Consider the following 24,161-nt stretch of genomic DNA (forward strand, 5'->3'; position numbering starts at 1 on the left):
CCTCACTTGACGCCGTGCATCAGCTTGTTGATCAGCGGGGCGATCAGGAACAGCACCACGCCCGAACCGATCAACGCCCAGAAGCCGAAGGTGTACCCCTTCAGCGCCGACTCAACGGTCATGCCGCCTTCGCCGCTCACCACGCCGGCGAAGATGCCCGACAGGTTGTTGCCGATGCCGGTGGACAGGAACCAGCCACCCATGCCGAAACCGACCAGGCGCACCGGTGCCAGCTTGGTCACCATCGACAGACCGATCGGCGACAGGCACAGCTCACCCACGGACTGGATCACGTAGACCATGAACAGCGTCCAGAACGGGATCTTGCCGTCCACCACCATGCTGGACAGGGCCAGCATAAGCAGCGCGAACGCAGCGCCGTTGAACAGCAGGCCCAGGCCGAACTTGCGCGGGATGGACGGATTGGCACGGCCAAGCTTGATCCAGATCCAGGCGATGATCGGGGCCAGCGCGATGATGGCCACCGAGTTCACCGACTGGAACCACGCGGTCGGGAAGGTCCAGCCACCCAGGTTGCGGTTGACGATGTTGTCGGCCAGGAAGGTGAAGGAGCTGCCGGCCTGTTCGAAGAACATCCAGAACATCACGTTGAACGTGAAGATGATCAGCATCGCGATGACGCGGTCGCGCTGCACCTTGCCTTCGCGGATGCCTTCCACCAGCAGCAGCGCACCGAGCGCCACGAACATGATGCCGAGGATCCAGGCCAGCGCGGTGGCACCAGTGGAGAGCAGGAAGTAGGCCACCGGAATGGCGACCAGCGAGCCTACGAACACCATCACCACGCGGCCCATGCCTTCGCCACCGGCCGGCGGTGCGCCGATGCCCTTGAGCCCGGCGCGGCCGATGTAGAACCACACCAGGCTGAGCAGCATGCCGATGCCGGATGCGATGAACACCATCTTGTAGGACGGCATCGCTTCGGTACCGAAGACCTTTTCGGCCAGGTACTGGGTCAGCACCGGGGCGATCATCGCGCCGATGTTGATGCCCATGTAGAAGATGGTGAAGCCCGAGTCGCGGCGCTCATCCTTCAGGCCGTACAGCTTGCCGACCATGGTGGAGATGTTCGGCTTGAACAGGCCATTGCCGATGATGATCGTGGCCAGGCCCAGCTCGAACACTTCCTTGTTCGGCATGGCGACCATGAACAGACCGGCGGCCATGATCACCGCGCCGGTCAGGATCGAACGCTGGTAGCCCAGCACGCGGTCGGCCACGTAGCCACCGAAGATCGCGGCGGCGTAGACCAGGGCCAGGTAGGCGCCGTAGGTGCGGCTGGCTGCGGCCTGCCCGGCCGAGTCGCCACCGAAGAACTGGGCCACGATGTACAGCACCAGCGCCCAGCGGATCCCGTAGAACGCGAAGCGCTCCCAGAACTCGGTCATGAACAGCATCCACAGCGGGCGCGGATGGCCCATCGTGGTCTTGAACTCCGGCAACGCCGGTTCGGGAACGGATTTCGCGGCGGCGTCTACGCTCATGCGGGATTCCTGGGTTCGGTGGAAGACATGCACGTCCGATGTGCGAAACAGCGCGGGAGAATCCCAGAACAACGGCGTTCACGTCAAATACACACCAATCCGTGCAACTGCCGGCAAGGTTGCTGAACTTGCACCTGCAACCATCGCCCCACCGCCGCCAGCGCAGCAACGGCGGGGCCTGCCGCACCGTACGGCGGTTCTGGCAGGCAAACATGAATGGGTGGCGGAAGCGCCGCGCCGGCTCAGGCCTCCGGCGGCAGCGGATCGTCGTTGCGGATCGTGGTGCGCACCTGGAACAGCTCCGGGAAGAAGGTCAGCTCCAACGCCTGGCGCAGGAAGCCCACCCCGCTGGAGCCACCGGTGCCGCGCTTGAAGCCGATCACCCGCATCACCGTACGCATGTGGCGGAAGCGCCAGAGCTGGAAGGCGGTTTCCAGGTCCACCAGGTCTTCGCACAGCGCGTACTCGCGCCAGTAGCGGTCGGTGTTCTGGTAGATCCGCTCGAACACCGGCAGCAGCGTGTCGTCGGACACATGCGGCGACTGCCATTCGCGCGCCTGGTAACCGGCCGGGATGTCGTGGCCGAAGCGTGCCAGGTAGCGCAGGAACTCCTCGTACAGGCTGGGCGCGTCCAGTACCTGCTGCAGCTGCGCCTGCCCCGCCGGGTCATGCGAGAACACCTGCAGCATCTGCGCGTTCTTGTTGCCCAGCAGGAACTCGATGTAGCGGTACTGCAGCGACTGGAAGCCCGACGACGGGCCCAGCACGTCGCGGAAGCCCATGTATTCGGACGGGGTCAGCGTTTCCAGCACCGACCACTGTTCGGTGAGCTGGCGCAGCACCTGCTTGCTGCGCGCCAACACCTTCTGGCACTGCCAGACCTGGTCGTTCTGCAGGAAGCCGATCGCCGCGCGCAGCTCGTGCCCCAGCAGCTTCAGCCACAGCTCCGAGGTCTGGTGCTGGATGATGAAGAGCATCTCGTCGTGGTGCGGCGGGTTGGACAGCGGCTGCTGCGCCGAGAGCAGCTGGTCCAGCCGCAGGTAGCCGCCGTAGGTCAGGCGGCCTTCCAGGTCGGTGTGGATGCCGGCTTCCAGATCGCGTTGGTTCTTGTCGACAGACATGGCGGGGACCGCTTGAGGGGCAGAAAGGGTAGCGCAGTGGCCGGGTCGCTGGGCAGGCCGCACCCTACGCTGGCGTGTGGAACCGGCGGTGTCCCGCGTTCAGCGCGGACGGCGGCCGGGACCGGCTTGGGCGGGGCCGCAGGCGGCGAACCGCTCATGCGCCGTTGATACAACTGAATACGTTGATGTTATTGGCGTTGGGGGTCCTTCCCGGGGTATACCGGGGTGCTGCCCGGAGCAGTTCTTGCTGCGCCGCAGGACGGCTTTTTCATACGCCTTCCTTAACATGGCAATTCATATCATTTGTAACTTCCTGTCGAAGGTGCAGTACGCAATGACGGTTGCCGCTGAGTTCAAGATCGAATACCTGCAGTACCTGGACACGGACGGCACGCTCGTCCGCGATGACCTGCCCGAAGCCCTGCGCGACCCGCGCGCGCTGCTGCCGATGTTCAAGCAGATGCTGTTCGTGCGCGTGTTCGACGGCAAGTCGATCGCGCTGCAGCGTACCGGCAAGCTGGGGACCTACGCCGCCTGCCTGGGCCATGAGGCCGCGCACGTGGGCATCGGCGCGGCCATGCAGAAAGACGACGTGTTCGCCCCCTCCTACCGCGAGTATGGCGCCATGTTCATGCGTGGCGTGCGCCCGCGCGACGTCCTGATGTACTGGGGCGGCGACGAGCGCGGCAACGACTACGGCGGCAATGCGGCCAAGGACTTCCCGTTCTGCGTGCCGATCTCCACCCAGTGCCTGCACGCCGCCGGCGCTGCGCTGAAGTTCAAGCTCAACCAGGAGAAGCAGATCGCCGTGGCCGTCTGCGGCGACGGTGGCAGCTCCAAGACCGACTTCTATGCTGCGCTGAACTCGGCCGGTGCCTACAAGCTGCCGCTGATCCTGTGCATCGTCAACAACGGTTGGGCGATCTCGGTGCCGCGTTCGGCCCAGACCGGTGCGGAAACGCTGGCCCAGAAGGGCCTGGCCGGTGGCCTGCACTGCCTGCAGGTGGACGGCAACGACCTGATCGCGGTGATGGCCGCCATGCTGCAGGCGCGCGAGCGCGCGCTGGCCGGCGACGGCGGCACCGTGCTGGAACTGATGACCTACCGCCTGTCCGACCACACAACCGCCGATGACGCGCGCCGCTACCGCGACGATGCCGAGGTGAAGGACGCCTGGCAGCGCGAACCGATGCTGCGCCTGCGCAAGTACCTGATCGGTGCCGGCGTGTGGAGCGATGAAGAAGAACAGGCGTGGACCGTCGAGTGCGGCAAGCGCGTGGACGAAGAAGTGAACCTGTACCTAAACACGCCGGTGCAGCCGGTCGAGGCGATGTTCGACTTCCTGTATGCCGATCCGCCGCAGGACCTGCTGGCCCAGCGCGCCCAGGCGATTGCCCTGGAGCAGCGCCATGGATGAGATCAAGAACGGCGCCTCCGGCGCGCAGACCAACGCCGCCGACAGCGCCGCCGTCGCGCGCGGAGAAGAAACGATGACCAGCACCCCCATCACCCTCATCGAAGCCATCACCCAGGCCCTGGCCTGGGAGCTGGAGCACGACAAGTCGGTGCTGGTGCTCGGCGAAGACGTCGGTGTCAACGGCGGCGTGTTCCGCGCCACCGCCGGCCTGCAGCAGCGCTTCGGCGCCGACCGCATCCTGGACACCCCGCTGGATGAAACCACTATTGCCGGCCTGACCATCGGCCTGGCCGCACAGGGCATGAAGCCGGTGGCCGAAGCCCAGTTCGACGGCTTCATGTACCCGATGGTGGACCACATCGTCTGCCACGCCGCGCGCCTGCGTTACCGCACCCGTGGCCGTCTGCACTGCCCGATGGTGCTGCGCGTGCCGTGGGGCGGCGGCATCCGCGCGCCGGAACACCACAGCGAAGCCAACGAAGCGATCTTCACCAACGTGCCGGGCCTGCGCGTGGTGCTGCCTTCTTCGCCGCAGCGCGCCTATGGCCTGCTGCTGGCCGCGATCCGCGAACCGGATCCGGTGATCTACATGGAACCCAAGCGCATCTACCGCCAGTACAAGGAAGTAGTGGTCAACGACGGCGAAGCGCTGCCGCTGGACGTGTGCTTCGTGCTGCGCGACGGCACCGACGTGACCCTGGTGACCTGGGGCGCGCAGGTGAAGGAAGCGCTGGAAGCGGCCGACAAGCTGGCCGGCGAAGGCATCAGTGCCGAGGTGATCGACGTGGCCACGCTGCGTCCGCTCGACTTCGCCACCATCGCCGAGTCGGTGGCCAAGACCGGCCGCTGCGTGATCGTGCAGGAGGCCCCGAAGACCGCGGGCTTCGGCGCTGAAATCGCCGCGCGCCTGGCCGAGGAATCGCTGTACGACCTGCTCGCGCCGGTCGAACGCGTGACCGGCTACGACACCCACATTCCGCTGTTCCGCCTGGAAATGAAGTACCTGCCGAGCGTGGACCGGATCGTCAGCGCGGCCAAACGCGCGGTGGCGGCAGGCTGACATGCGGGCCCGTCTCCTAGGCCCGTACCGCAGCCAGTACCCCAACCCGCTCCGGTTCCGCACCGGCCAGATCGTCGAACTGGGTGTTCGTGACGAGGAATGGCCGGCGTTTGCCTGGGTACGCACCGATGACGGGCGTGCCGGCTGGGCACCGGTAGCGTGGTTGCAGAGGTTGGACGAGGGTCGCGCGGAAGCACTGCGCGACTACGACGCCCGCGAACTGGACGTGGACAGTGGCGAAATGGTCAAGCTGCATCATGAACACGGCGGCTGGTGGTGGTCCGAACGCGCAAACGGCGCGACGGGCTGGCTGCCGGCCCGCGATCTCGAACTGCTGGAAGAGAACTGCACATGAGTGAGAACAAGAATTTCCACCTGCCCGACCTCGGCGAAGGCCTGCCCGACGCCACCATCGTCGAGTGGTTCGTCAAGGAAGGCGACGTGATCAAGCTGGACGAGCCGCTGGTCTCGATGGAGACCGCCAAGGCCGTGGTTGAAGTGCCCTCGCCGTTCTCCGGCACGGTGCTGAAGCTGGCCGGCGGCGCCGGCGACATCATTCCCACCGGCAGCGTGCTGGCCCAGTTCGTACTGGACCCGAACCTGCCGCAGCGCGCCGATGGCCAGGACACCGGCCACAGCCACAGCCACGGCCACGCGGCGCCGGCGCCGACACCGAGCACCGGCCAGACCGCCCCGGCGCAGCCGGACAAGGTGGTGGCTTCCGACGATGGCGGCGAGATCGCCAAGCCGGGCGCCGAGCGCGAAGACGAAGGCACCGTGGTCGGTGCGATGCAGAGCTCCAACGCCGTGCACGCCGAACAGGCGGTGGCGGTAGGCGGGGTCAAGGCCGTGCCGGCGGTGCGCGCCACCGCGCGCAAGCTGGGCGTGGACCTGACCCGCGTGCGGGCCACCGGCGCCGACGGCGCGGTGACCATGGCCGACGTCAAGCAGGCCGCTGCCGACGGCAGCGCCAAGGTCGGTGCGGCACCGGCACCTGCGGCGGCAGCCCCGGTGGCGGCAGCCGCCCCGGTCGCGCGCGCCGCTGAAGCCCGCGCGCCGTTGTCGGCCGCCGGCAAGCCGATGCGCACCCAGCCGCCGGGCGTGGTCGCCAAGGGCCAGCCGGAGCAGCTGAAGGGTGTCCGCCGCAACATGGCACGGGTGATGGCCGACGCACACAGCAAGGTCGTGCCGACCACGCTGAACGACGACGCCGATATCCACGCCTGGGCGCCGGGCAACGACATGACCGCCCGCCTGGTGCGTGCGATCGTGGTCGGTTGCCAGAAGGTCCCGGCGCTGAATGCCTGGTTCGACGGCGACGCCCTGACCCGCACCCTGCACGCACACGTGGACGTGGGCATCGCGGTGGACACCGACGACGGCCTGTTCGTGCCGGCCCTGCGCAATGCCGACGTGCTGGATGCACGCGGCATCCGCGAAGGCGTGAACCGCCTGCGTGAGCAGGTCGAAGCGCGCTCGATCGCGGCCTCGGAGCTGAGCGGCTACACCATCTCGCTCTCCAACTTCGGCATGTTCGCCGGTCGCTATGCCACCCCGGTGGTGGTACCGCCGTGCGTGGCCATCGTCGCCGCCGGCCGTGCCCGCCACCAGATGACCCCGGTCATGGGCGGCGTGGAAGCGCACAAGGTGATCCCGCTGTCGGTCACCTTCGACCACCGCGCGGCCACCGGTGGCGAAGCGGCCCGCTTCCTGCGCGCGATGCTGGACGACCTGGCCCTGGCCAACTGACCGGCTCCACGTGAGGAAGTGACGACGGCCACCGCAGGGTGGCCGTCGTCGTTTTGGGGGGGTTCAAGCCGGGCCCCGCCGCGCCGATACTGTTCCAACCTCACCCTGTCCCAAGACCGCCGCATGAAGGACCCGCAGGACGCCCTCCCCAGCCCCGGCCCCGGCACTGCCGTGGGGCGGCTGCTGTCGCGCCGCCTGGGCGCGGCCAAGGCGACCGGGGATACGGTGGACACGCCCGTCGCCAGGGGCGGCAGCAGCGCCCAGCTGCAACGCCTGTTCGCCGGCGCCGAGCAGCCCGAACCGCTGCTGGCGGCGTTCGCCGACGGCATGGCCACCCTTCCCGGCGAGCTGGGCGACATGGGCCAGCGCCTGCAGTCGGCCCAGCGCAGCGCCGACTGGGTCAGCTACGGCCGCGCCATGCGCCAGCTGATCGACAAGTACATCCGCACCATCGAGCAGGACAGCCCCGACGGCCCGCCCGACAGCCTGCGCCTGCGCGAACTGCTGCGCATGACCCTGGGCGTGACCGTAGCCAGCCTGCTGCAGAACATGCCCGAACTGAAGGACGAGCCGGTGCAGCTGGCCGCCGAGCTGCGCCACTGGCACCCCGGCCAGCCGCTGCAGCCGCTGGAGCTGCGCCTGCGCGAGCTCACCCACCAGATCGGCGTGCGCAGCGACGGCTGGCAGGAACAGCAGGAACTGCTGCTGAGCCTGTTCGACCTGCTGCTCGAGAACATCGGCGAACTGCTCGACGACAGCAGCTGGCTGCATGGTCAGCTGCATGCCGTACGTGCGCTGATCGGCGGCCCGCTGGACCGTGACTCGGTCGAGCAGGCGCGCGCCAACCTGCGCGAAGTGATCTACAAGCAGGGCCTGCTCAAGCAGGGAATCGTCGATTCCAAGGCCGCCATGAAGAGCCTGATGGGCGACTTCATCGAACAGCTGGATGGCATGGCGGTCAGCACCGGCGAGTACCACGATCGGATCAGCAGCTATGCGCTGGCGCTGAAGGAAGCGCGCAGCATTGCGGACCTCAACCAACTGCTGCAGGACGTGCTGCAGGACACCGGCCGCGTGCAGGAACAGGCGCTGCAGGCACGCGACCACCTGGGCAACGCCCGCCGCGACGTGGAACAGGCCGAAGCGCGCATTGCCGAGCTGGAACAGGAACTGCGAGACGTCTCCGGGCTGGTGCGTACCGACCCGCTGACCGGTGCATTGAACCGGCGCGGCTTCGACGAGCTGCTGGAACGTGAACTGACCCGCGCCGAACGGCACGGCCACCCGTTGGCGCTGGCGCTGCTGGACCTGGATGACTTCCACCAGACCAACAGCGACCACGGCCACCCCGGTGGCGACGCGATCCTGCGTCACCTGGTCACCGTGTGCCAGCTGCTGCTGCGCAGCTCGGACACCATCGCGCGCATCGGGGGCGACGAGTTCGTGCTGTTGATGCCCGAAACCCCGGGCGCCGACAGCATGTCCACCCTGCAGCGGCTGCAGCGATCGCTGGCGCAGCGGCCACTGCAGCTGGACGGCCAACGCGTACCGGTCCACTTCAGCGCAGGCCTGGCCCAGTGGCAGCCCGGCGAAAGCGGTGACGCCCTGCTCAAGCGCGCCGATGCGGCGCTATACGCCGCGAAACGGGTCGGTAAGAACAGGGTACAGGCGGGGTAGAGCCACGCCCTGCGTGGCTGTCGCGATGCCGCACCCCGCGTAGCGACACGCCACGCGTGTCCCAAGCAGTGCCGGATTCAGTGCGCGGTCTTGCCGCGCGCCTTCTGGATCCCGGTCACCACCGCCAGCACTACCGCGCCGGCAATCACGCCGACCACCACATTCCCCAGCGCGCTCACCAGCCAACCCCACTGCCCATCCCCGCCCAGCCCCTGGACGAAGTGATGCAGCGCCGGCACGTTGTGCACCAGGATCCCGCCACCGACCAGGAACATCGCGGCGGTACCGGCCACCGACAGGAACTTCATCAGCCACGGCGCCGATACCAGAAGACCGCGACCGAACGCCGCCAGCGCCCCACCCTTGCGCGACAGGTACAGCCCCGCGTCATCCAGCTTCACGATGCCCGCCACCAGCCCATAGACGAACACCGTCATGCCCAGCGCGATCACCACCAGCGCGGTCAACTGGTTGAGGAACGGCGCGGCCGATACCACGCCCAGCGACAGCACGATGATCTCGGCAGACAGGATGAAGTCGGTGCGCACCGCGCCTTTGATCTTGTCCTTCTCCCACGCCACCATGTCGACCTTCTCATCGGCCAGCGCAGCGACCCGTTCGGCCTTCTTCTGCGCGTCTTCTTCCTTCGAGTGCAGGAAGCGGTGCGCCAGCTTTTCCACACCCTCGTAGCAGAGGAAGGCGCCGCCGATCATCATCAGCGGCACCACGATCGGAATCGGATAGCCCTTGCCCTTCAGCCACGCTTCCAGCGCGCTGATCGCCAGCGCCGCCGGAACCAGGATCGCCTTGTTCACCAGCGAGCCCTTGGCCACCGCCCACACCACCGGCAGCTCGCGGTTGGCGCTGACCCCGGTGACCTGCTGAGCGTTCAGCGCCAGGTCGTCGCCCAGCACGCCGGCGGTCTTCTTCGCCGCCACCTTGGTCAGGATGGAGACGTCATCCAGCAGGGCGGCGATATCGTCGAGCAACGCAAACAGGCTGGCACCGGCCATGGTCATCCAGGAATCGAAGGGTGGCAGCGATTCTGCCCGATCCGGCCGCGTTCGTCGAAGATCGCCGGGATTCACCAGCCCACCACTTCCCGGCGGCGACACTGCGGGTCTGTATCGCCCCGGAGCCCTGCTTGACTACCACGCCCCTCGTCCCCGGCTCACCCTCGCTGGTCAAAGGCATGAACCGCCGCAGCCAGATCCTGCGCCTGCTGCTGCGCTACCGGCACTCGGGCGTGTTTTCGGGCATGAACCTGGACGCACGCGCCGTCCACGACCTGCCGCCGGAAGGAAATCCGGAGCAGTTCGTCACCGACCTGGAATCGCTGGGCCCCACCTTCGTCAAGCTGGGGCAGATGCTGTCCACCCGCCCGGACATGGTGCCGGTGGAATTCGCTACCGCGCTGGAGCGCATGCAGGAAAAGGTGGCGCCGATCCCGGTCGAGCGCGTCTACGGCATCATCGAGCAGGAACTGGGCGCGTCGGTATCCAAGCTGTTCGCCAGCTTCGACCCGGTGCCGCTGGGCTGCGCCTCCATCGCGCAGGTGCACCGCGCGCAGCTGCATGACGGCCGCGAGGTCGCGGTGAAGGTGCAGAAGCCGGAAGTGGCCGCACAGCTGCGTTCGGACCTGGAAGTGCTGCGCAGCTTCGCGCTGGCCGCCGACCACCTGACCCAGGTGGGCCGCCGGGTGCGCCTGCGCGACTGGCTCAACGAATTCGCCAAGACCCTGATGCAGGAGCTGGACTACCAGGCCGAAGCCGAGAACCTGCAGCGCTTCGGCCAGCACCTGCGTCCGTTCAAGCCGCTGTGGGTGCCGCAGCCGATCTGGGACTACTGCAGCCACCGCGTGCTGACCATGGAACTGGCGCAGGGCGTGCGCGTGGACATGATCCCCGACGTGCGCCGCACCGAAGAACCGATGGCACCGCTGGCCGCCGCCCTGATCCGGGGCTACATCGACCAGATCTTCGTGCACGGGGAGATCCACGCCGACCCGCATCCGGGCAACCTGCGGGTCACCCCCGACGGCCGCCTGGCGATCTTCGACCTGGGCATGGTCGCGCACATGCCGCCGCGCCTGCGCGAGCGCCTGCTCAAGCTGCTGTTCGCCGCCGTCGACGGACGCGGCGAGGAAGTGGCCGATGAGATCATCGGCATCAGCACGCGCCTGGAAGCCTTCGACGAGGAGCGTTACCTGCGCGAGACCGGCCAGGTCATCGCGCGCTATGCGGCCAGCGGCACGTTCTCCGAGGGCCGCGTGGTGCTGGACCTGGTGCGGATCGCCACCGCCAGCGGGTTGCGCACGCCGCCCGAACTGAGCCTGCTGGGGAAGGCGCTGCTCAACCTGGAAGCCGTATGCCGGCTGCTCTCGCCCGACCTGGACACCCGGCGCATCGTCGAACGGCAGCTGCAGCACGTGATGCGTGCTCGCCTGAAGAAATCGCTCTCTGCCGCCAACCTCGCCAGTGAGGCGATGGAAGTGCAGCAGCTGTTGCGCGAAGGCCCGCGCAAGATGTCCGACATCCTCGCCCTGCTGGCCGAGAACCGCCTGCAGATGAAGGTGACTGGGCTGGAAGAATCGCGCCTGATGGAGAACCTGCAGAAGATCGCCAACCGGGTGTCGGCGGGCATCGTCACTGCCGCGCTCATTCTTGCTGCGGCGTTGATGATGAAGGTGGATACCGGCTGGCATTTCTTCGGCTATCCCGCGATCGCATTCACCTTGATGCTGATCGGCGTGATCCTCGGGCTCGGCATCATCCTCAGCGCACTGTTGTTCGACCGACGTGCGCGCTCGCGGGAAGAACGCGGTCATCGCTGAGCTTTCACGCGCGCTTTACCCTTTGCAACACGATGCGGTGTAGGCATCCAGCGCGCGTTTTCAACAAACATTTCAGTCAGGTTCGTGCATGCATGATCGGGTCATCTGCCTGTCATGTGGGTGTGCTTGGCAGCCGGTTCGTCTCCGCTGCCGATGATGCCTATGCCCTGGATCCTGCTGCTGTCGCTGTTGCTGCTCACCTGGCTGCTGCTCGCCTCGGGTCGCTGGGCATGGTGGAAGGCCAGCTTGATGTCGGTGCTGTTGCTGGCGCTCAGCGCGTGGTGGCTGATCAACAAGTTGTCCGGGGACGGACTGAATGCAGCAACGCTGTACCACCTTGGCGCCGACATGGAAGGCGCCGGTGTATCGGACTTCAAGGGCTACATCGCCGGCTTCATCGCACTGGTCCTGCTTTCGCTGCTGCCGCTGCTCACCCCGCGGATCAAGCGCTGGCACCGCACCGCACACGGCCGCAGCGTGTTTGCCGGATTCCTTGCGCTGTGGGTGGTGGCGATCGGGGTCAGCCCGCTGTACCGCGACGGCCAGCGCCTCTACCAGCAGACGCGTCCGGTCGACTACAGCATGGTGGCGCCGGAGTATCGCGTCCTGCAGCAGGCGTTGCGTACGCCGCGCAACATTGTGTGGATCTACGGCGAAAGCCTGGAACGCACCTATCTGGATGAAACCGCATTTCCGGGGCTGATGCCCAACCTGAACCGCCTCGCCGGCCAGTCGCTGGACGTGCGCGGCCTGGTGTCGGCCGAAGGGGGCGGCTGGACCATCGCCGGACTGGTGTCGTCCATGTGCGGCGTGCCGCTGACCACCGCGCAGGGCGATGAGAACAGCATGGACCGCATGGGCAGCTTCCTGCCCGAAGCAGTGTGCCTGGGCGACTACCTCAAACAGCAGGGCTACACCAACCACTACATGGGCGGCGCCAACGGGCTGTTTGCCGGCAAGGGCCAGTTCCTGGCCACGCACGGTTTCGACGCAGTCGACGACCTGGCGTGGTTCAAGCAGCAGAAGATCGCGCGTTCGCACTTCTCGCCGTGGGGCGTGCACGACGATGTGCTGCTGGACAAGGCCTTCGACCGCTTCATGCAGCTGTCCAAGGCCGGCCAGCCGTTCATGCTGACCACCCTGACCATGGACACCCACCACCCGGCCGGCCACCTGCCGGTGGCGTGCAAGCGCACCCGCTACCAGAGCGAGTACGGCAACATCGGCATGCTCAATGCGCTCAAGTGCACCGACGTGCTGATCTCGAAGCTGGTCGACCGCATCCAGGCCAGCGCCTACGGGGATGACACCCTGATCGTGATCGCCTCCGACCACCTGGCCATGCCCAATGACCTGAGTCACATCCTGGCCAGGCAGACGCGCGAGAACCTGCTGCTGTTCCTGGGCAAGGACATCGCGCCGCGCCAGTTGGCCGCGCGCAATGGTTCGACCCTGGATTCGGGCGCTACCCTGCTCAGCCTGGTCGACCCCGGGATCGGCGAGATCGGCTTTGGCCGTTCGCTGCTGCACCCGGAGCAGTCCAACAGCGCCAGTGCCGCCGCGTTCCGCGAGGGTGGCAAGGACTTCCCGCGCTACCTGGCCTTCTCGCGCTCGCTGTGGCTGGGCGACAAGACCCGCCAGCTGCGCATCGACGAGGACAACCAGGTGGTGATCGGCCTGCAGCACGTGCAGCCGCCGGTGCTGCTGGAGTACGACAAGACCTGGGACCTCAAGTCGGTCTACCTGGAAAACACCTCCAAGCAGTTCGACCTGGCCGACCCGGCCAACACACTGGCGTACGTGGATCGCTGCACCGCCTTCGAGGACGGCTCGGCCGACGGCGACTGGTGCGCAATGCTGGTCAATCGCGACAAGGGCATCAAGCTGTATCGCGACGACCAGCTGCGCCAGGGCTTCGCCGTGGACGCGCCGCTGGACCCGTTCAACGGCCCGCGCCCGAGCATCCGCCAGGCGCACATGATTACCCAGAAGGGCCGCCGCACCCGCGCCGGCCAGTACATGCTGCAGCTGGTCGCGAAACAGTCGCCCGACCGCGGCTTCTGGATCGAAGCGGTGTCGTCCAAGCGCAAGGTGGTGGTGGCCCAGCAGTGGGTACAGCCCGATGCCGACGGCCGCATCACGGTGCCGGTCGGGCTGGACCACGAAGTGGATGACCTGGAAATCCGCGCCTGGTTGAACCATGCCGAGAAGCTGGCGGTGGACACGTTTGCGCTGATCCCGTCACGACGTGGCAATCGCGGCTGAAAGTGGCGCTGCGGGCTGTACAGCGCGCCCGTTCTGCGATGACACGCACAGCCTGATCGACGCTGGATCGGCAGAATCGGCGCCCGCCGCTGTCGATCCGGGGAGCACATCATGCTGGGCACACTGCAGGGCGCGGGCCGCACCTCGGCGCCGCCGCCCGTTGCTGTTCCTGCACCGATGGAACCGACACCCGGCGTTGCGCCCGTCAGCCTGCGCAATGGGGCGTGGGGTCATGGCAATGACACGACCGACGTCCCACTGTCCCCTGCGCTGACGCGCCTGTTGCGACGCTGCCCGCTGCTTCCTTCCGAGCTCGCCCGGGTCGAAGCGCGGCTCAATGAAGCGCTTGCCGCCACGTCGCCAGACGCGCTGGGCACGCTGTTGGCAGCCGCGCTGAGAGATGCGCCGCTGCCAGCCCGACCCACGGCGCTCGACAACGCGCTTGCCGCCCAGCCCACCGTGCCGATGCCGGTGGCGGACGCGTGGCAGCGGGAATGTGCCCGGGTCGTAGCGGCCCTGCTCAGCGGGCTGGGCCAGCTGCAGTGCAGGCGCGCGGCCGGCATGGCGCTGTATGCCGTCAGCAATGCAGCTTTGGGGCCGGAGGGCGCGCGCCTGCTGGCGTGGTCGCAGCAGGCAGCGGCGCTGCCACAGGTGCTGCAGGCGCGGCGCGTGCTGCCCTGGCTGGAGTGGCTGTGCCAGCTGCCGCTGCCCTCGTTGCGCGGTGGCGCGTGGGTCGAACCGCTGATCGCGTTGCTGCCGCACTGGCTGGAGGGCGTGCTGCAGCAGGCCGCTTCCGGACATCGCATGCTGCACCGGACACTGGAACTGCCGTCCACGCCGTTGCGCCTGCTGCTGCTCGGCACGGCGTGGGCCCTATGGTTCCGGCAGCAGCCGACCGCAGCGCCGGCCACGACGACCGGGCAGCGCCTGGCGCGATTGCCCGCGGCGCTCGACCAGCTGGACCGGGTCGGCACCGGCGCACGCGCGCTGTTCGAGCCTGCCAGGTCCGAACTCCCGGATGCCGCGTCGGCGCCCCGGCACTGCACGGCGCTCGCCGCCACGGGTGCATCTGCCTCCACGAAGCTGCTGCACCCTGCGCTGCCTGTGGCCATGGCCGGCGCAGCCACCGTGCCTGCGTTGGCGCGGCAGTTCGGGCCGCGACGGGGTGTAGCCCTGGCGGCCGGCGTGGCCACCGCCACGGCCGGTGCCGGCCTGGCTGTGTGGGCGTTCAATGCTGCGGCCACGTCGGCGCCCCGCACCGGCAGCGCGCGGTTCGAACCGTTGATGCGGGCTGGAGAACCACGCGACGTCGACACTCGGCGCGAAGCGCCCCGACGACCGACGCGTTCGCTGGATCCGTGGGCAACGGGGCAGAACGAAGCGGCGGCACAGGACCAGGTCGCCTTGATCGAGTCGCTCTGGACGCTGCGCGATGCCGCCGTCACCCAAGGCAGCGTAACCATTCCGCATACCGCGTTCAGTCCCGCGATCGGATCACCGTTCGCGGTGGCGCTGCTGGCCATACGGGAGCAGCTGGGCTGGCTCTACCGCCAGGACGACTTCCAGCAACGTCTGTACGCCGAGCGCACGCCGCCCTCGACGATACGGGTGGCCGACGGCCAGGTGCATGCCGCACGGGCGACCTCGGGCACGGTGATCCAGCTGCATCCGCAGTTCGATGCGGACGGTATCAACACCTGGTCGACGCCCACCGAAGTGCTGCTGTTGGACCTGCAGCGCAGCGTGCGCACGGCTGGCGGCTGTTTCGACAATGCCGTTCCCGGCCGCCTCGACTGTGCGCTGGGGTTCTACCTGGGCCACCCCATGTCCACCAGCACGCAGCGACCGCTCGCGATCGACAGCGCCATCCAGCAGCTGGAGCGGCGCCTGCAGTTGCCCGACGGGCAGACCGCCACGACCAACGAAACCACGATGCTTCGGGAGCTTCAGCACCAGGTCCGGCAGCTCAAAGCAGCGCCGATCCGCGGGCTGGAACCGATCTGGCGCAGCTGGCGGCCCGATCCGCGCTCGCACCTGGGCCACAACATGGCACTGGCGCGCAGCCTGCTGCTGCAGGTGTCCCAGCACGCCGAGGTCATCGCGCTGTGCTGGCACCACCACGCCGACCCGGCCCAACTGGAGTATCCCGCGCACGGTCCAGTGCTGGCCCGCGGCCTGCAGGACACGCGCGCCGTACCGCTGTTCGACGCCGGCCAACCGCCTGCGGCGTTGGCCGCCATCGACAGCCTGCTGCGCGGCCTCTCCACCCTGCTGCATGCCCCGGTGCGCTCGGATGGTCGGCTGCGGATGCCGGAGATGCTGGCCTACTACGCCGCACCGCTGCCTGCGGCGCCGATCGACGACGCACCGTTCGACGCCTGCCTGGCCGCGCTCGACCGGCAACTGGCGCCACCTCCGCCACCGATGCCGCAACCCCGTCGCGTGGAGGTCGAGTGGGACGAACGCACCGACGCTTTGGCGCAGCAGGATCACCAGCGGCTGCTGAACCACCTGTGGGAGCGCTTCGATGCACGGCCCCACAGCTGGGAGGAAGCGCTTGAACAGCAGAGCCTGGCGCCCACCGCGTCCTCGCCGCTGCTGGCAGCATGGCGCAAGGCACAGCAGCAGCTTCGCCAGGTCTACGAGCAGCCTGTGATCTGGCTGGACATGCGCCGCCAGAACGCCACCTTCCCTACCCTGCGGGTAGGGACCGACGGGCTCACCGCACAGGTGCGCGGCGGCGGGCGCAGCGTGATCATCGCCGACGGCCTGGCCAGCCGCATGGCGCCTCCGCTGTCGGACTGGCTGGAAGCGCTTTACCGCATGACCGACCGGTTCGGCCGGTTCTCGCCCGGTACATCGGTACCGCTGGCAAATGCCCTCCAGTTCCACGGCGCGTTGCCGCCGCTCTCGACAGCACCCTGCGCGATGCCCGTACTCTGCACACAGGCCCGCCTGCTGCTGGCCATCGCGCGGGTGCACGAGCGCTGGCTGCGGCAAACCCCGATGCAACCGGCCTGGCGCCAGGCGAGCAATGAGCTGCAGGATCTCGCCCAGCTGCTCACGCATCACCCCGACGCAACCGGCGAGGACCATCGTGCCGCACTGGGCACCGCTACTACGACAAACCTGCATCCGGCACTCCATGCCTTCGCCGGACTGCTGGCCTCGCCTGGGCTGCAGGCCACGCTGCAGCGTCGGCAGCTGGTGCCGCGCTGGCTGGGCGTGGATGTCGAAGGCAACGTGGCTGTGCAGGATGCGGCAGGCGTGCTGCATCCGCTCGACCGCAACGACACCTGGCAGCACGACCCTGACGCCATACCGCAGCTGGCCACCCTGCGCGCGGTCGCGTACCAGCTGGGTAGCCAGGTCCGTTCCGACGGTCGGGTCAATGTATCGGACATCCTGACCGCGCATGGCGGCTGCGGGCCCGAAGAGGAAACCCACTACGACGGTGCGGCACGCTGCGTGGAGCGCCTGCTGGCGGAACTGCGGCTGGGTATGCGCGCGGACCTGCTGCATGCGTGGGATGTACTGGATGCCAGCGACCTTGCCCAGGTTCGCGCCACCACTTCTGACTTCCTTGCGCAGCGCGCTCCTGGCGACCAGACCCTGCTGGAGTATCTCGCCCGGCCGCTGGTCGAACGCGGCGAGATGGCCTGGGACCAGGTGCACCGTGCCAGCCATTTTGTCGCCGCCATGGCGCGTACGCCGCGCGCGGAGGTGCTGCAGACCGCGTTGCTGCGCGCGCTCGGCTGGTACCAGGGCAGCCTCCATGCGCCCACCTCGCCGACGCTGCTGGCCAGCCTGATGCGGGTGGCGATCGTGCTGGACCTGGGTCCACCCTCAAACCGCGATGCGCGGGTGCTGCTGGGCTACCGCCTGCACAAGCCGTCCAACTGGGGGCGCACCTTCGCCGAGATCCGGCTGGACTTCCTCGATTACCTGCGCAGCATGGGGCGCGTTCCCACCTCGATGCTCGGCATGGCGACGACACTGGCCCTGCAGGACGCGGCGCCGGAACTGCTGACGCGCGATGTGCCGCCCAATCTGGTGTATGCCAACACCATCGCTTCGATCCATTTCGTCGCGGGGGTGCACCTGGCCGAGCGCATCCGTCGCGGACTGTCGCAGCAGATGCGGTTCAGTGAACTGCTGACCCTTTCGGCCGACCTGATGGAGGGCAAGGACGTGCCCGAGCTGGTCAAACGGCTGACCCTGCAGGCACGACGCCTGCCAACCCACGACTGGTACGTGTTCCGCCAGCTGGACCGGGGATCTTCGCGACCGATGCGCCGCGCCGAGCGCATCGAGGCGGCCCTGCTGGCCTTCGACCATCGAGTGGCCGACATCGAGCGCGCGGTAGCCGACGTACTGGCCCCGCTGCCTTACCGCATGCCGTTGGTGGAGGCGGAAATCCGCCGGCTGTTTCCGCGGTTCCCCGGGGTGCTCGCCGAACATGCATGGAATTCCACCGGCTTCCTGCTCTGCCACGACGACAACCACTTCGGCCGCAGCTTCCCGTTCTTCGAGCTGGTGGCTGGCGGTGCGCTGCGCAACAGCAGCGACCGTTGGCGGCCGTGCCGCACCTTCGTTCCCGACACGCCGCTCAACCACGCACAGGGTAATCCCCGCTACGAGGCCGCACTGCAGAACGCTTATGCGCGCATGAAGCCGACGCTGCCACGCCTGGCAGACATCAACGCGCGCTATCAGCGTCGCTTCGACGCGTACTTCCGCAACGCGCAGCGTGGCTACGGCGTGCTGATCGAAGAGGCGCTGTACCAGCGACCCGAAGAAGAGCGCGATGCGTTGCGGCGCGGCGATGTCCAGGTGTTCACCCTGCGCACGCATGAGCCCGACCTGGAAGCCCGGCAGGAAACCCGCAACGACACCGACCCGTATCGTGGCCGCTTCGGCGTGGTGTATACCCTGAACATGACCGGCCAGCTGCGCCACTTCCAGCTGTTCCCGCTGCAGAGCCGGATCGTGCCGTTGCCGTTGGACGGGGCCCTGCCGCTCGGCGGCGAACTGCAGAAGCGCAAGGTTCGCCTGCGCAGCGGCAACATGGCCACCGTGCACGTCCGCCGCGGCACGCCGCTGCCAGTGGACTGGGACGCGTATGCCAGCGACAAGGCACCTGCCGCCGGCAGGCTCTCCAACGTGATCGTCGAGCCGCTGCTGGTGCCTCCCCGCACGGGCGACCGCGACAATGTCACCCGCTCACCGTTCCATGCGCTGATCGAACCGGTCCAGTACGGGTTCTTCTGGCTGGACAGGGAAAGCTTCGAAGGCGAGGGCATGGCCCTGACCGGTTACGAGATCTACCTGGGTGGCGCGCCCTTCTGGCTCAGCGCCGTGGACTTCATCGTGCCGTTCGTGGAGAACCTGCGCCGGATCTCGTCGAAGAACCGCAACGAGTTCGCCATGGCCGCCTTCGGGCTATACCTGGAAGCGATCATCGTGGTCGGGCCGGTGGCCAGCGGCATGGTGAAGGTGCTGGCCAGGCCCGGGATGAAGCTCACCGTGCCGCGCCTTGCCGAGCTCTCCAAGGTGCTTGGCCGCGGCACCGTGGACGCGCTCAACCCGGCCGCCGGCAGCGTGGCACTGCTTCGCGTGGGCGTCAGCGTGGTCCAGCGCACCGCGCGCGGCAGGCTGCGCTTCCTGTGGAAGGTGATGGGTCGGCAACCCCCGCCCGCCCGCGCCCTGGGCATGCGCTGGGCGATGCGCGAAGGCATGGCCATTGCAAAGGAAGGCAGCTCGCTCGCTTCGCCGTTGTATGAGATCAAGGTGCGCACCGTGGATGGCATTCCCGGCGCAATGGTGTCGCCCCCGCCCATCGCCAGCGGCAGTCGCACCCTGCACCTGGTCGACCCTGCCACGCTGACCCTGTACGGGCCGGCATTGCAGGAACGGCTGGGCGAAGGCGGCAACGCGGCCGGCATGCTGATCAAGGTAGGCGGCAGCCCGCGCACCCCGCACGTGTCGCCGGGCAAGGCGCTCAAGCCGATCAAGCAGGGCGGCAAGGCCTCCGACGAAGACGCCGACGACGAACAGGGCGAGCTGCAGCCGCCTGTGGTGATCCTGCCCGACCACCGCGCACTGGGCGTGCCGGCGGCCCATCGCTGAGACCGGCCGCCGGCGCTGGTCAGGGTGTTTCCGGAGGTGGCGCCGGATCCCGGACCAGGTGGATGTCGGTCGGGGCCGACAGCGCGATGCCTGCTGCCGCGAACTTCTGCAGCATGGTGAAGTACAGGTCGCTGCGCACGCCGTAAACCGCACGCGGTCCCGAGGTGTAAGCGAAGCTGTTGATCGCCACCTGGCCGTTGGCGATCGAATCGATGAACACCGACGGCGCCGGGTCGGCCAGCACGCCCACGTGGTCGGTGTACGCATCGAGCAGGATCTGCCGCACCAGCGCCACGTCTGCGCTGAGCGGTACCGTGAACTGGATCTGGATCCGGCCCTGCGCGTTGCCCATGGTCATGTTGCGCACGGTCTTGGTGATCAGCTCGGAATTCGGCACGATCAGGGTCGACTTGTCGCCGACCTGGATCTCGGTGGAGCGCACGTTGATCCGCTTGATGTCACCTTCCTGGTCGCCCAGCTTGACCCAGTCGCCGATCTTCACCGGCCGCTCGGCCAGCAGGATCAGGCCCGATACGAAGTTCTGGGTGATCGCCTGCAGGCCGAAACCGATACCCACCGACAGCGCGCTGACCACCAGCGCCAGGCGTTCGAAGCCGATCCCCAGCGCGGTCAGCGCCCACAGCACCGCCGCGATGATGCCCAGGTAGCGGGTCACGGTGCTGATCGAATTGCGCGCACCGGCGTCCAGCTCGGTCTTGGGCAGGTAGGTGTCGCTCAGCCAGCGCTGGAACGCCTGCATCACCCCCCACACCAGCAGGAAGGCGAGCACCGCATAGAGGATGTTGCTGGGTTTGAGGGTGATGTTGTCGCCGATGCTGATGCCCTTGGACAGGGTATCCAGGCCACCGTACAGCGCGCTGAGGTTGCCGAACGGCGCAGTCAATGCAATCACGGCCAGCAGGATCACGCCGATGCGCAGTGCTGCCGACAGCAGCACGCCGGCCTGCACGACGCGCGATTCACTGAGCCCGGTGGTCAGCAGTACGGTGCGGCCCACGCGGCTGGTGGGGCACAACAGCCACGTGGCCAGGTCGTCGACGAACTTCATCAACAGCGATGCGGCCATCAGCACCACTGCGCCCCAGACCAGCTGCTGGCCCACGAACAGAGCCAGGTTGAGATACCCCAGCAGCGTGGCAATAACCGCCGCGGCCACCACCAGGTGGCCGGCCAGCCGCGCCACCACGATCCAGCCACTGCGGCGCGGCGGACCCTTGGGCTTGGCATTCGGGTCGGCCTGCGCCTGCGCTTCCAGCTTGGCTTCGGCCTCGTCGGTCTGGCGGCGGTGCAGGCGTGCCAGCGACACCAGGATGGCGATGATCAGCGCCATGTAGGTGATCGCGATCAGGCCATCGACCGCCACGGTGGTGATGGTGCTGGTGCGCGCGGCGCGGTTCAGTGCGACCAGCACGATGCTGATCCAGGTCAGCCCGGCCGCACCCCAGGCGTATTTGCGCAGGCGCCAGGCAGCGGCGTCGTCCAGGTTCAGCAGGCGCCACGACGGGCGCTTGGGTACCAGCAGTGCAGCGCTCAATGCGGTGATGAAGGCCGCGATGAAGGTCGCCACCTGCAACATGAGGGCCACGTTCTGGAGTCGCGGCGGAATGGCCCCGATGGCGTCCAGCGAGCCCACCACCACCACCCCCGCCAGCCCGGGCAGCAGCGTACCCACCGCCAGCAGCCACACCGCCAGGCCCGAGCGGCGCAGGCGACCGTCCGGCGCCCGCTCGGACGCCGCGTAGCGGCGACCCGCCGCACGCAACCACAGCCGCTGCGGGAAGAACATCAACAGCGCCACAGCCAGCCCGGTCAATGGCGCGCTCCAGCCGTGCTGGGCAATGGCCTTGCGCGCGGTGCTTTCGCCCTGCCGGTACAGCGCGCCCAAGCGCGTCAGGTCAGCCGGCACGTCCTTGGCGAACTGCCGCCACAACGTGGGCGACAGCGGCGAATTGACCTTGCGGGCCAGCTCTTCGCTGAACTGGGTGACGCGCATCTTTTCGATGTCCGCGCCCAGCTGCTTGGCATCCACCGCCAGCAACTTGGCGCGCGCGATCGCGGCGGCGATATCGGCGCGCTGCTGGGTCAGCGACTTTCGCTGCTGGGCCAGCTCGCGCGCCTCCACGGTGCCTTCCGGAACGGTGCCCAGCTGGGTCAGGCGATTGTCGAGCTGGTCCAGCTCGGGCTGCAGGCCGCCCTGGGCGGCGTCGGCGTCGCGCTGCACCTTCATGGCGCGGTCGAACAGCGAGCTCAGGGTCTCGCGGGTTTCGGCGTCGGCCAGCGCGTCGCGGATCGCGTCCAGTTCCTTGCCGGCCTGGGACAGCTGCGCCTTGGGCTGTGCGGTGGGATCGTCGGGGGCCTGCGCCCAGGCCCCGGGGGCCATGCACAGCCAGACACTCAGCAGCATCGCGGCCAGCGGCCGCAGCAGGGAATTACGAGGACGGAAAGACAAACCTGCACCTGGAGTTCACGCGGACCACCGCGCCTGCCGGGACTATAAACCGAGCCCTGTTCACACGGAGTATGCGTGTGTAAATCGCATCGTTCAGGCTTCACCCGGCCATGGCGGCAGCCCCGGCATCGTGGCGTCCACTTCCACTACGGGGCCCGCGATGACCACCCATGCCGAACTGAAAACCGTTGCCGATCTGCAGCTGCCGCGCTACGTCGGCACCTGGTACGAACTGGCCCGGCTGCCGATCAGGCACGAGCCTGAAGACTGCACCGACGTCACCGCCCATTATTCGGTGAAGGACAATGGCAACGTCAAAGTGGTCAACCGCTGCATCGTCAATGGGGAAGTGGAGGAAGCAGAGGGCGAGGCCCGCCGGGTAGACAACGATCCCGCACGCCTGGAAGTGAGCTTCCTGCCGGCGGGCCTGCGCTGGATCCCCTTCACCAAGGGCGACTACTGGGTAATCCACGTAGCGCCGGACTACAGCGTCGCCCTGGTCGGCAGCCCGGACCGCAAGTATCTGTGGTTGCTGGGGCGCGAGCCCACGCTGGATGCCACCACGGCCGAGCACTACCTGGAAGTGGCGCGCCTGCAGGGCTTCGACCTGACCCCGCTGATCCGCACTCCGCACACCGGCCATCCCACTGCCTGATCGCGCATGGACCTCAAGAGCGGCTATCCCTTCTGGGCGGTCAGCAACGGGCTGATGCATGCCTTCCCGCCGCTGCGCGAGGACCGCAGCTGCGACGTGCTGGTGGTGGGCGGTGGCATCAGTGGCGCGTTGATCGCCAATGAACTGTGTGCGCACGGCCATGACGTGGTGCTGGTGGAGCAGCGCGACATCGGCTGGGGCAGCACCGCCGCCAGTACCGCGCTGCTGCAGTATGAAATCGATACGCATCTGATCGACCTGGCCAAGCGCTTCGGCGAAGCCGATGCGGTATTGGCCTACCGCGCCTGCGCAGAGGCGATTCCTGCGCTGCGCGCGGTGGCCGCCGGCTTCCGCAGCGTGGATTGCCACCCCATGCAGAGCCTGTACTACGCCAGCAAGCGCCGGCACGGGCCGGTGCTGCAGGACGAGTACGACCTGCGCCGGAAGCACGGCTTCGACGTACGTTGGCTGGACGCGGAAACGGTTCGGGCGGAGTACGGCGTGCCCGCACCGGGCGCCATCCTCAGCGCGCTGGCCGCGCGGGTCGATCCCTACCAGCTCACCTACCGCCTGCTGATGCGCCTGGCCAAGGCCGGCTGCGCGGTACACGACCGCACGGTGCTGCACCGCCTGGAACCGACGGCGCGCGGGGTCACCGCCACCACCCCGGAAGGGATGCGCATCCGCAGCCGGCACGTCGTGCTGGCCACCGGCTATGCGGGACAGCGCTGGCTGAAGCAGAAGGTGGCGCGCAACCGCAGCAGCTACGCCTTCATCACCGACCCGATCGACCCGGACCTGCTCGGCCCGCTGGCCGACACCATGGTCTGGGAGTCGGCGCGCCCGTATCTGTACATGCGCAGCACCAGCGACCACCGGCTGCTGGTCGGCGGCGAAGACGACGCGGTGGACATTCCCGCCCGGCGCGACCGCCGCATCGCGGGCAAGACCGGCACCCTGCTCAAGCAGGTGGGAAAACTGTTCCCGCACCTGCCGCTGCAACCCGCCTTCTCATGGGCGGGCACCTTCGCCGAGACCGAAGACGGGCTGCCGTTCTTCGGCCCGCACCCGCAGTGGGGACCGCGGATCCTGTTCGCCATGGCTTACGGCGGCAACGGCATCACCTATTCGATGATCGGTGCCGAACTGCTGCGGGCCCGGATCGAGCGCCGCCGCCACCCGCTGGCCGGCCTGTTCGGGTTCGAGCGCCTGGATCGCTGACCCAAACGGCGCCACTACAGGCATCATTCAAGCAACGGCTGCTAGCGTCAGCGCTGTCG

14 protein-coding genes are annotated in these 24,161 nt (G+C 68.0%); 10 read left to right on the plus strand and 4 right to left on the minus strand.

Annotated features, from left to right (window positions below):
* Nucleotides 1-2: 2 nt before the first annotated feature.
* Nucleotides 3-1,505 carry a peptide MFS transporter gene (locus PDM28_RS17640; RefSeq protein ID WP_102946113.1) on the minus strand — a complete coding sequence of 501 codons (1,503 nt, stop codon included), beginning with the start codon at nucleotides 1,503-1,505 and terminating at the stop codon, nucleotides 3-5.
* Nucleotides 1,506-1,747: 242 nt separating this feature from the next.
* Nucleotides 1,748-2,626, minus strand: a complete 879-nt coding sequence (locus PDM28_RS17645) for a tryptophan 2,3-dioxygenase (protein WP_311183040.1) — start codon at nucleotides 2,624-2,626, stop codon at nucleotides 1,748-1,750.
* 334 nt (nucleotides 2,627-2,960) lie between these two features.
* On the opposite strand from PDM28_RS17645, the gene pdhA reads away from it, so the two are divergent.
* The 5 genes from pdhA to PDM28_RS17670 all read left to right on the plus strand — a co-directional run bounded on the left by pdhA (nucleotide 2,961) and on the right by PDM28_RS17670 (nucleotide 8,529).
* Nucleotides 2,961-4,043, plus strand: a complete 1,083-nt coding sequence (pdhA, locus tag PDM28_RS17650) for a pyruvate dehydrogenase (acetyl-transferring) E1 component subunit alpha (RefSeq protein ID WP_311183041.1) — start codon at nucleotides 2,961-2,963, stop codon at nucleotides 4,041-4,043.
* The gene (locus PDM28_RS17655; RefSeq protein ID WP_102946116.1) at nucleotides 4,036-5,103 is read left to right on the plus strand and encodes an alpha-ketoacid dehydrogenase subunit beta; all 1,068 of its coding nucleotides are present in this window, start codon (nucleotides 4,036-4,038) and stop codon (nucleotides 5,101-5,103) included. The genes pdhA and PDM28_RS17655 overlap by 8 nt, the downstream gene beginning before the upstream one ends.
* A 1-nt stretch (nucleotide 5,104) precedes the next feature.
* On the plus strand, nucleotides 5,105-5,458 hold the full coding sequence (locus PDM28_RS17660) for an SH3 domain-containing protein (protein WP_311183042.1): 354 nt from the start codon (nucleotides 5,105-5,107) through the stop codon (nucleotides 5,456-5,458).
* Nucleotides 5,455-6,852, plus strand: coding sequence for a dihydrolipoamide acetyltransferase family protein (locus tag PDM28_RS17665; protein WP_311183043.1), 1,398 nt, complete (start codon nucleotides 5,455-5,457; stop codon nucleotides 6,850-6,852). The genes PDM28_RS17660 and PDM28_RS17665 overlap by 4 nt, the downstream gene beginning before the upstream one ends.
* A 123-nt stretch (nucleotides 6,853-6,975) precedes the next feature.
* On the plus strand, nucleotides 6,976-8,529 hold the full coding sequence (locus PDM28_RS17670; protein ID WP_311183044.1) for a GGDEF domain-containing protein: 1,554 nt from the start codon (nucleotides 6,976-6,978) through the stop codon (nucleotides 8,527-8,529).
* A gap of 77 nt (nucleotides 8,530-8,606) precedes the next feature.
* Here the strand turns inward: PDM28_RS17670 and PDM28_RS17675 are convergent, their stop codons facing one another.
* On the minus strand, nucleotides 8,607-9,542 hold the full coding sequence (locus PDM28_RS17675; RefSeq protein WP_102946148.1) for a DUF808 domain-containing protein: 936 nt from the start codon (nucleotides 9,540-9,542) through the stop codon (nucleotides 8,607-8,609).
* Between the two features lie 179 nt (nucleotides 9,543-9,721).
* Between PDM28_RS17675 and PDM28_RS17680 the strand changes: the two genes are divergently transcribed.
* From PDM28_RS17680 to PDM28_RS17690, 3 genes are all read left to right on the plus strand, one after another.
* Nucleotides 9,722-11,362, plus strand: a complete 1,641-nt coding sequence (locus PDM28_RS17680; RefSeq protein WP_311184727.1) for an ABC1 kinase family protein — start codon at nucleotides 9,722-9,724, stop codon at nucleotides 11,360-11,362.
* Nucleotides 11,363-11,524: 162 nt separating this feature from the next.
* Nucleotides 11,525-13,627: a phosphoglycerol transferase I gene (locus PDM28_RS17685; RefSeq protein WP_311183046.1), complete on the plus strand. Its 2,103-nt coding sequence runs from the start codon at nucleotides 11,525-11,527 to the stop codon at nucleotides 13,625-13,627.
* Between the two features lie 111 nt (nucleotides 13,628-13,738).
* Complete coding sequence (locus PDM28_RS17690; RefSeq protein ID WP_311183048.1) at nucleotides 13,739-19,756, plus strand: hypothetical protein; 6,018 nt, start codon at nucleotides 13,739-13,741, stop codon at nucleotides 19,754-19,756.
* A 19-nt stretch (nucleotides 19,757-19,775) separates the two neighbouring features.
* Here the strand turns inward: PDM28_RS17690 and PDM28_RS17695 are convergent, their stop codons facing one another.
* The gene (locus PDM28_RS17695) at nucleotides 19,776-22,181 is read right to left on the minus strand and encodes a DUF3772 domain-containing protein (RefSeq protein ID WP_311184728.1); all 2,406 of its coding nucleotides are present in this window, start codon (nucleotides 22,179-22,181) and stop codon (nucleotides 19,776-19,778) included.
* A gap of 205 nt (nucleotides 22,182-22,386) precedes the next feature.
* Between PDM28_RS17695 and PDM28_RS17700 the strand changes: the two genes are divergently transcribed.
* Both PDM28_RS17700 and PDM28_RS17705 read left to right on the plus strand, forming a co-directional pair.
* Nucleotides 22,387-22,881, plus strand: coding sequence for a lipocalin family protein (locus tag PDM28_RS17700; protein WP_311183049.1), 495 nt, complete (start codon nucleotides 22,387-22,389; stop codon nucleotides 22,879-22,881).
* 6 nt (nucleotides 22,882-22,887) lie between these two features.
* Nucleotides 22,888-24,102, plus strand: a complete 1,215-nt coding sequence (locus tag PDM28_RS17705; RefSeq protein WP_311183051.1) for an NAD(P)/FAD-dependent oxidoreductase — start codon at nucleotides 22,888-22,890, stop codon at nucleotides 24,100-24,102.
* Nucleotides 24,103-24,161 lie beyond the last annotated feature (59 nt).

The sequence above is a fragment of the Stenotrophomonas aracearum genome, assembly GCF_031834615.1.
Lineage (GTDB): Bacteria > Pseudomonadota > Gammaproteobacteria > Xanthomonadales > Xanthomonadaceae > Stenotrophomonas > Stenotrophomonas aracearum.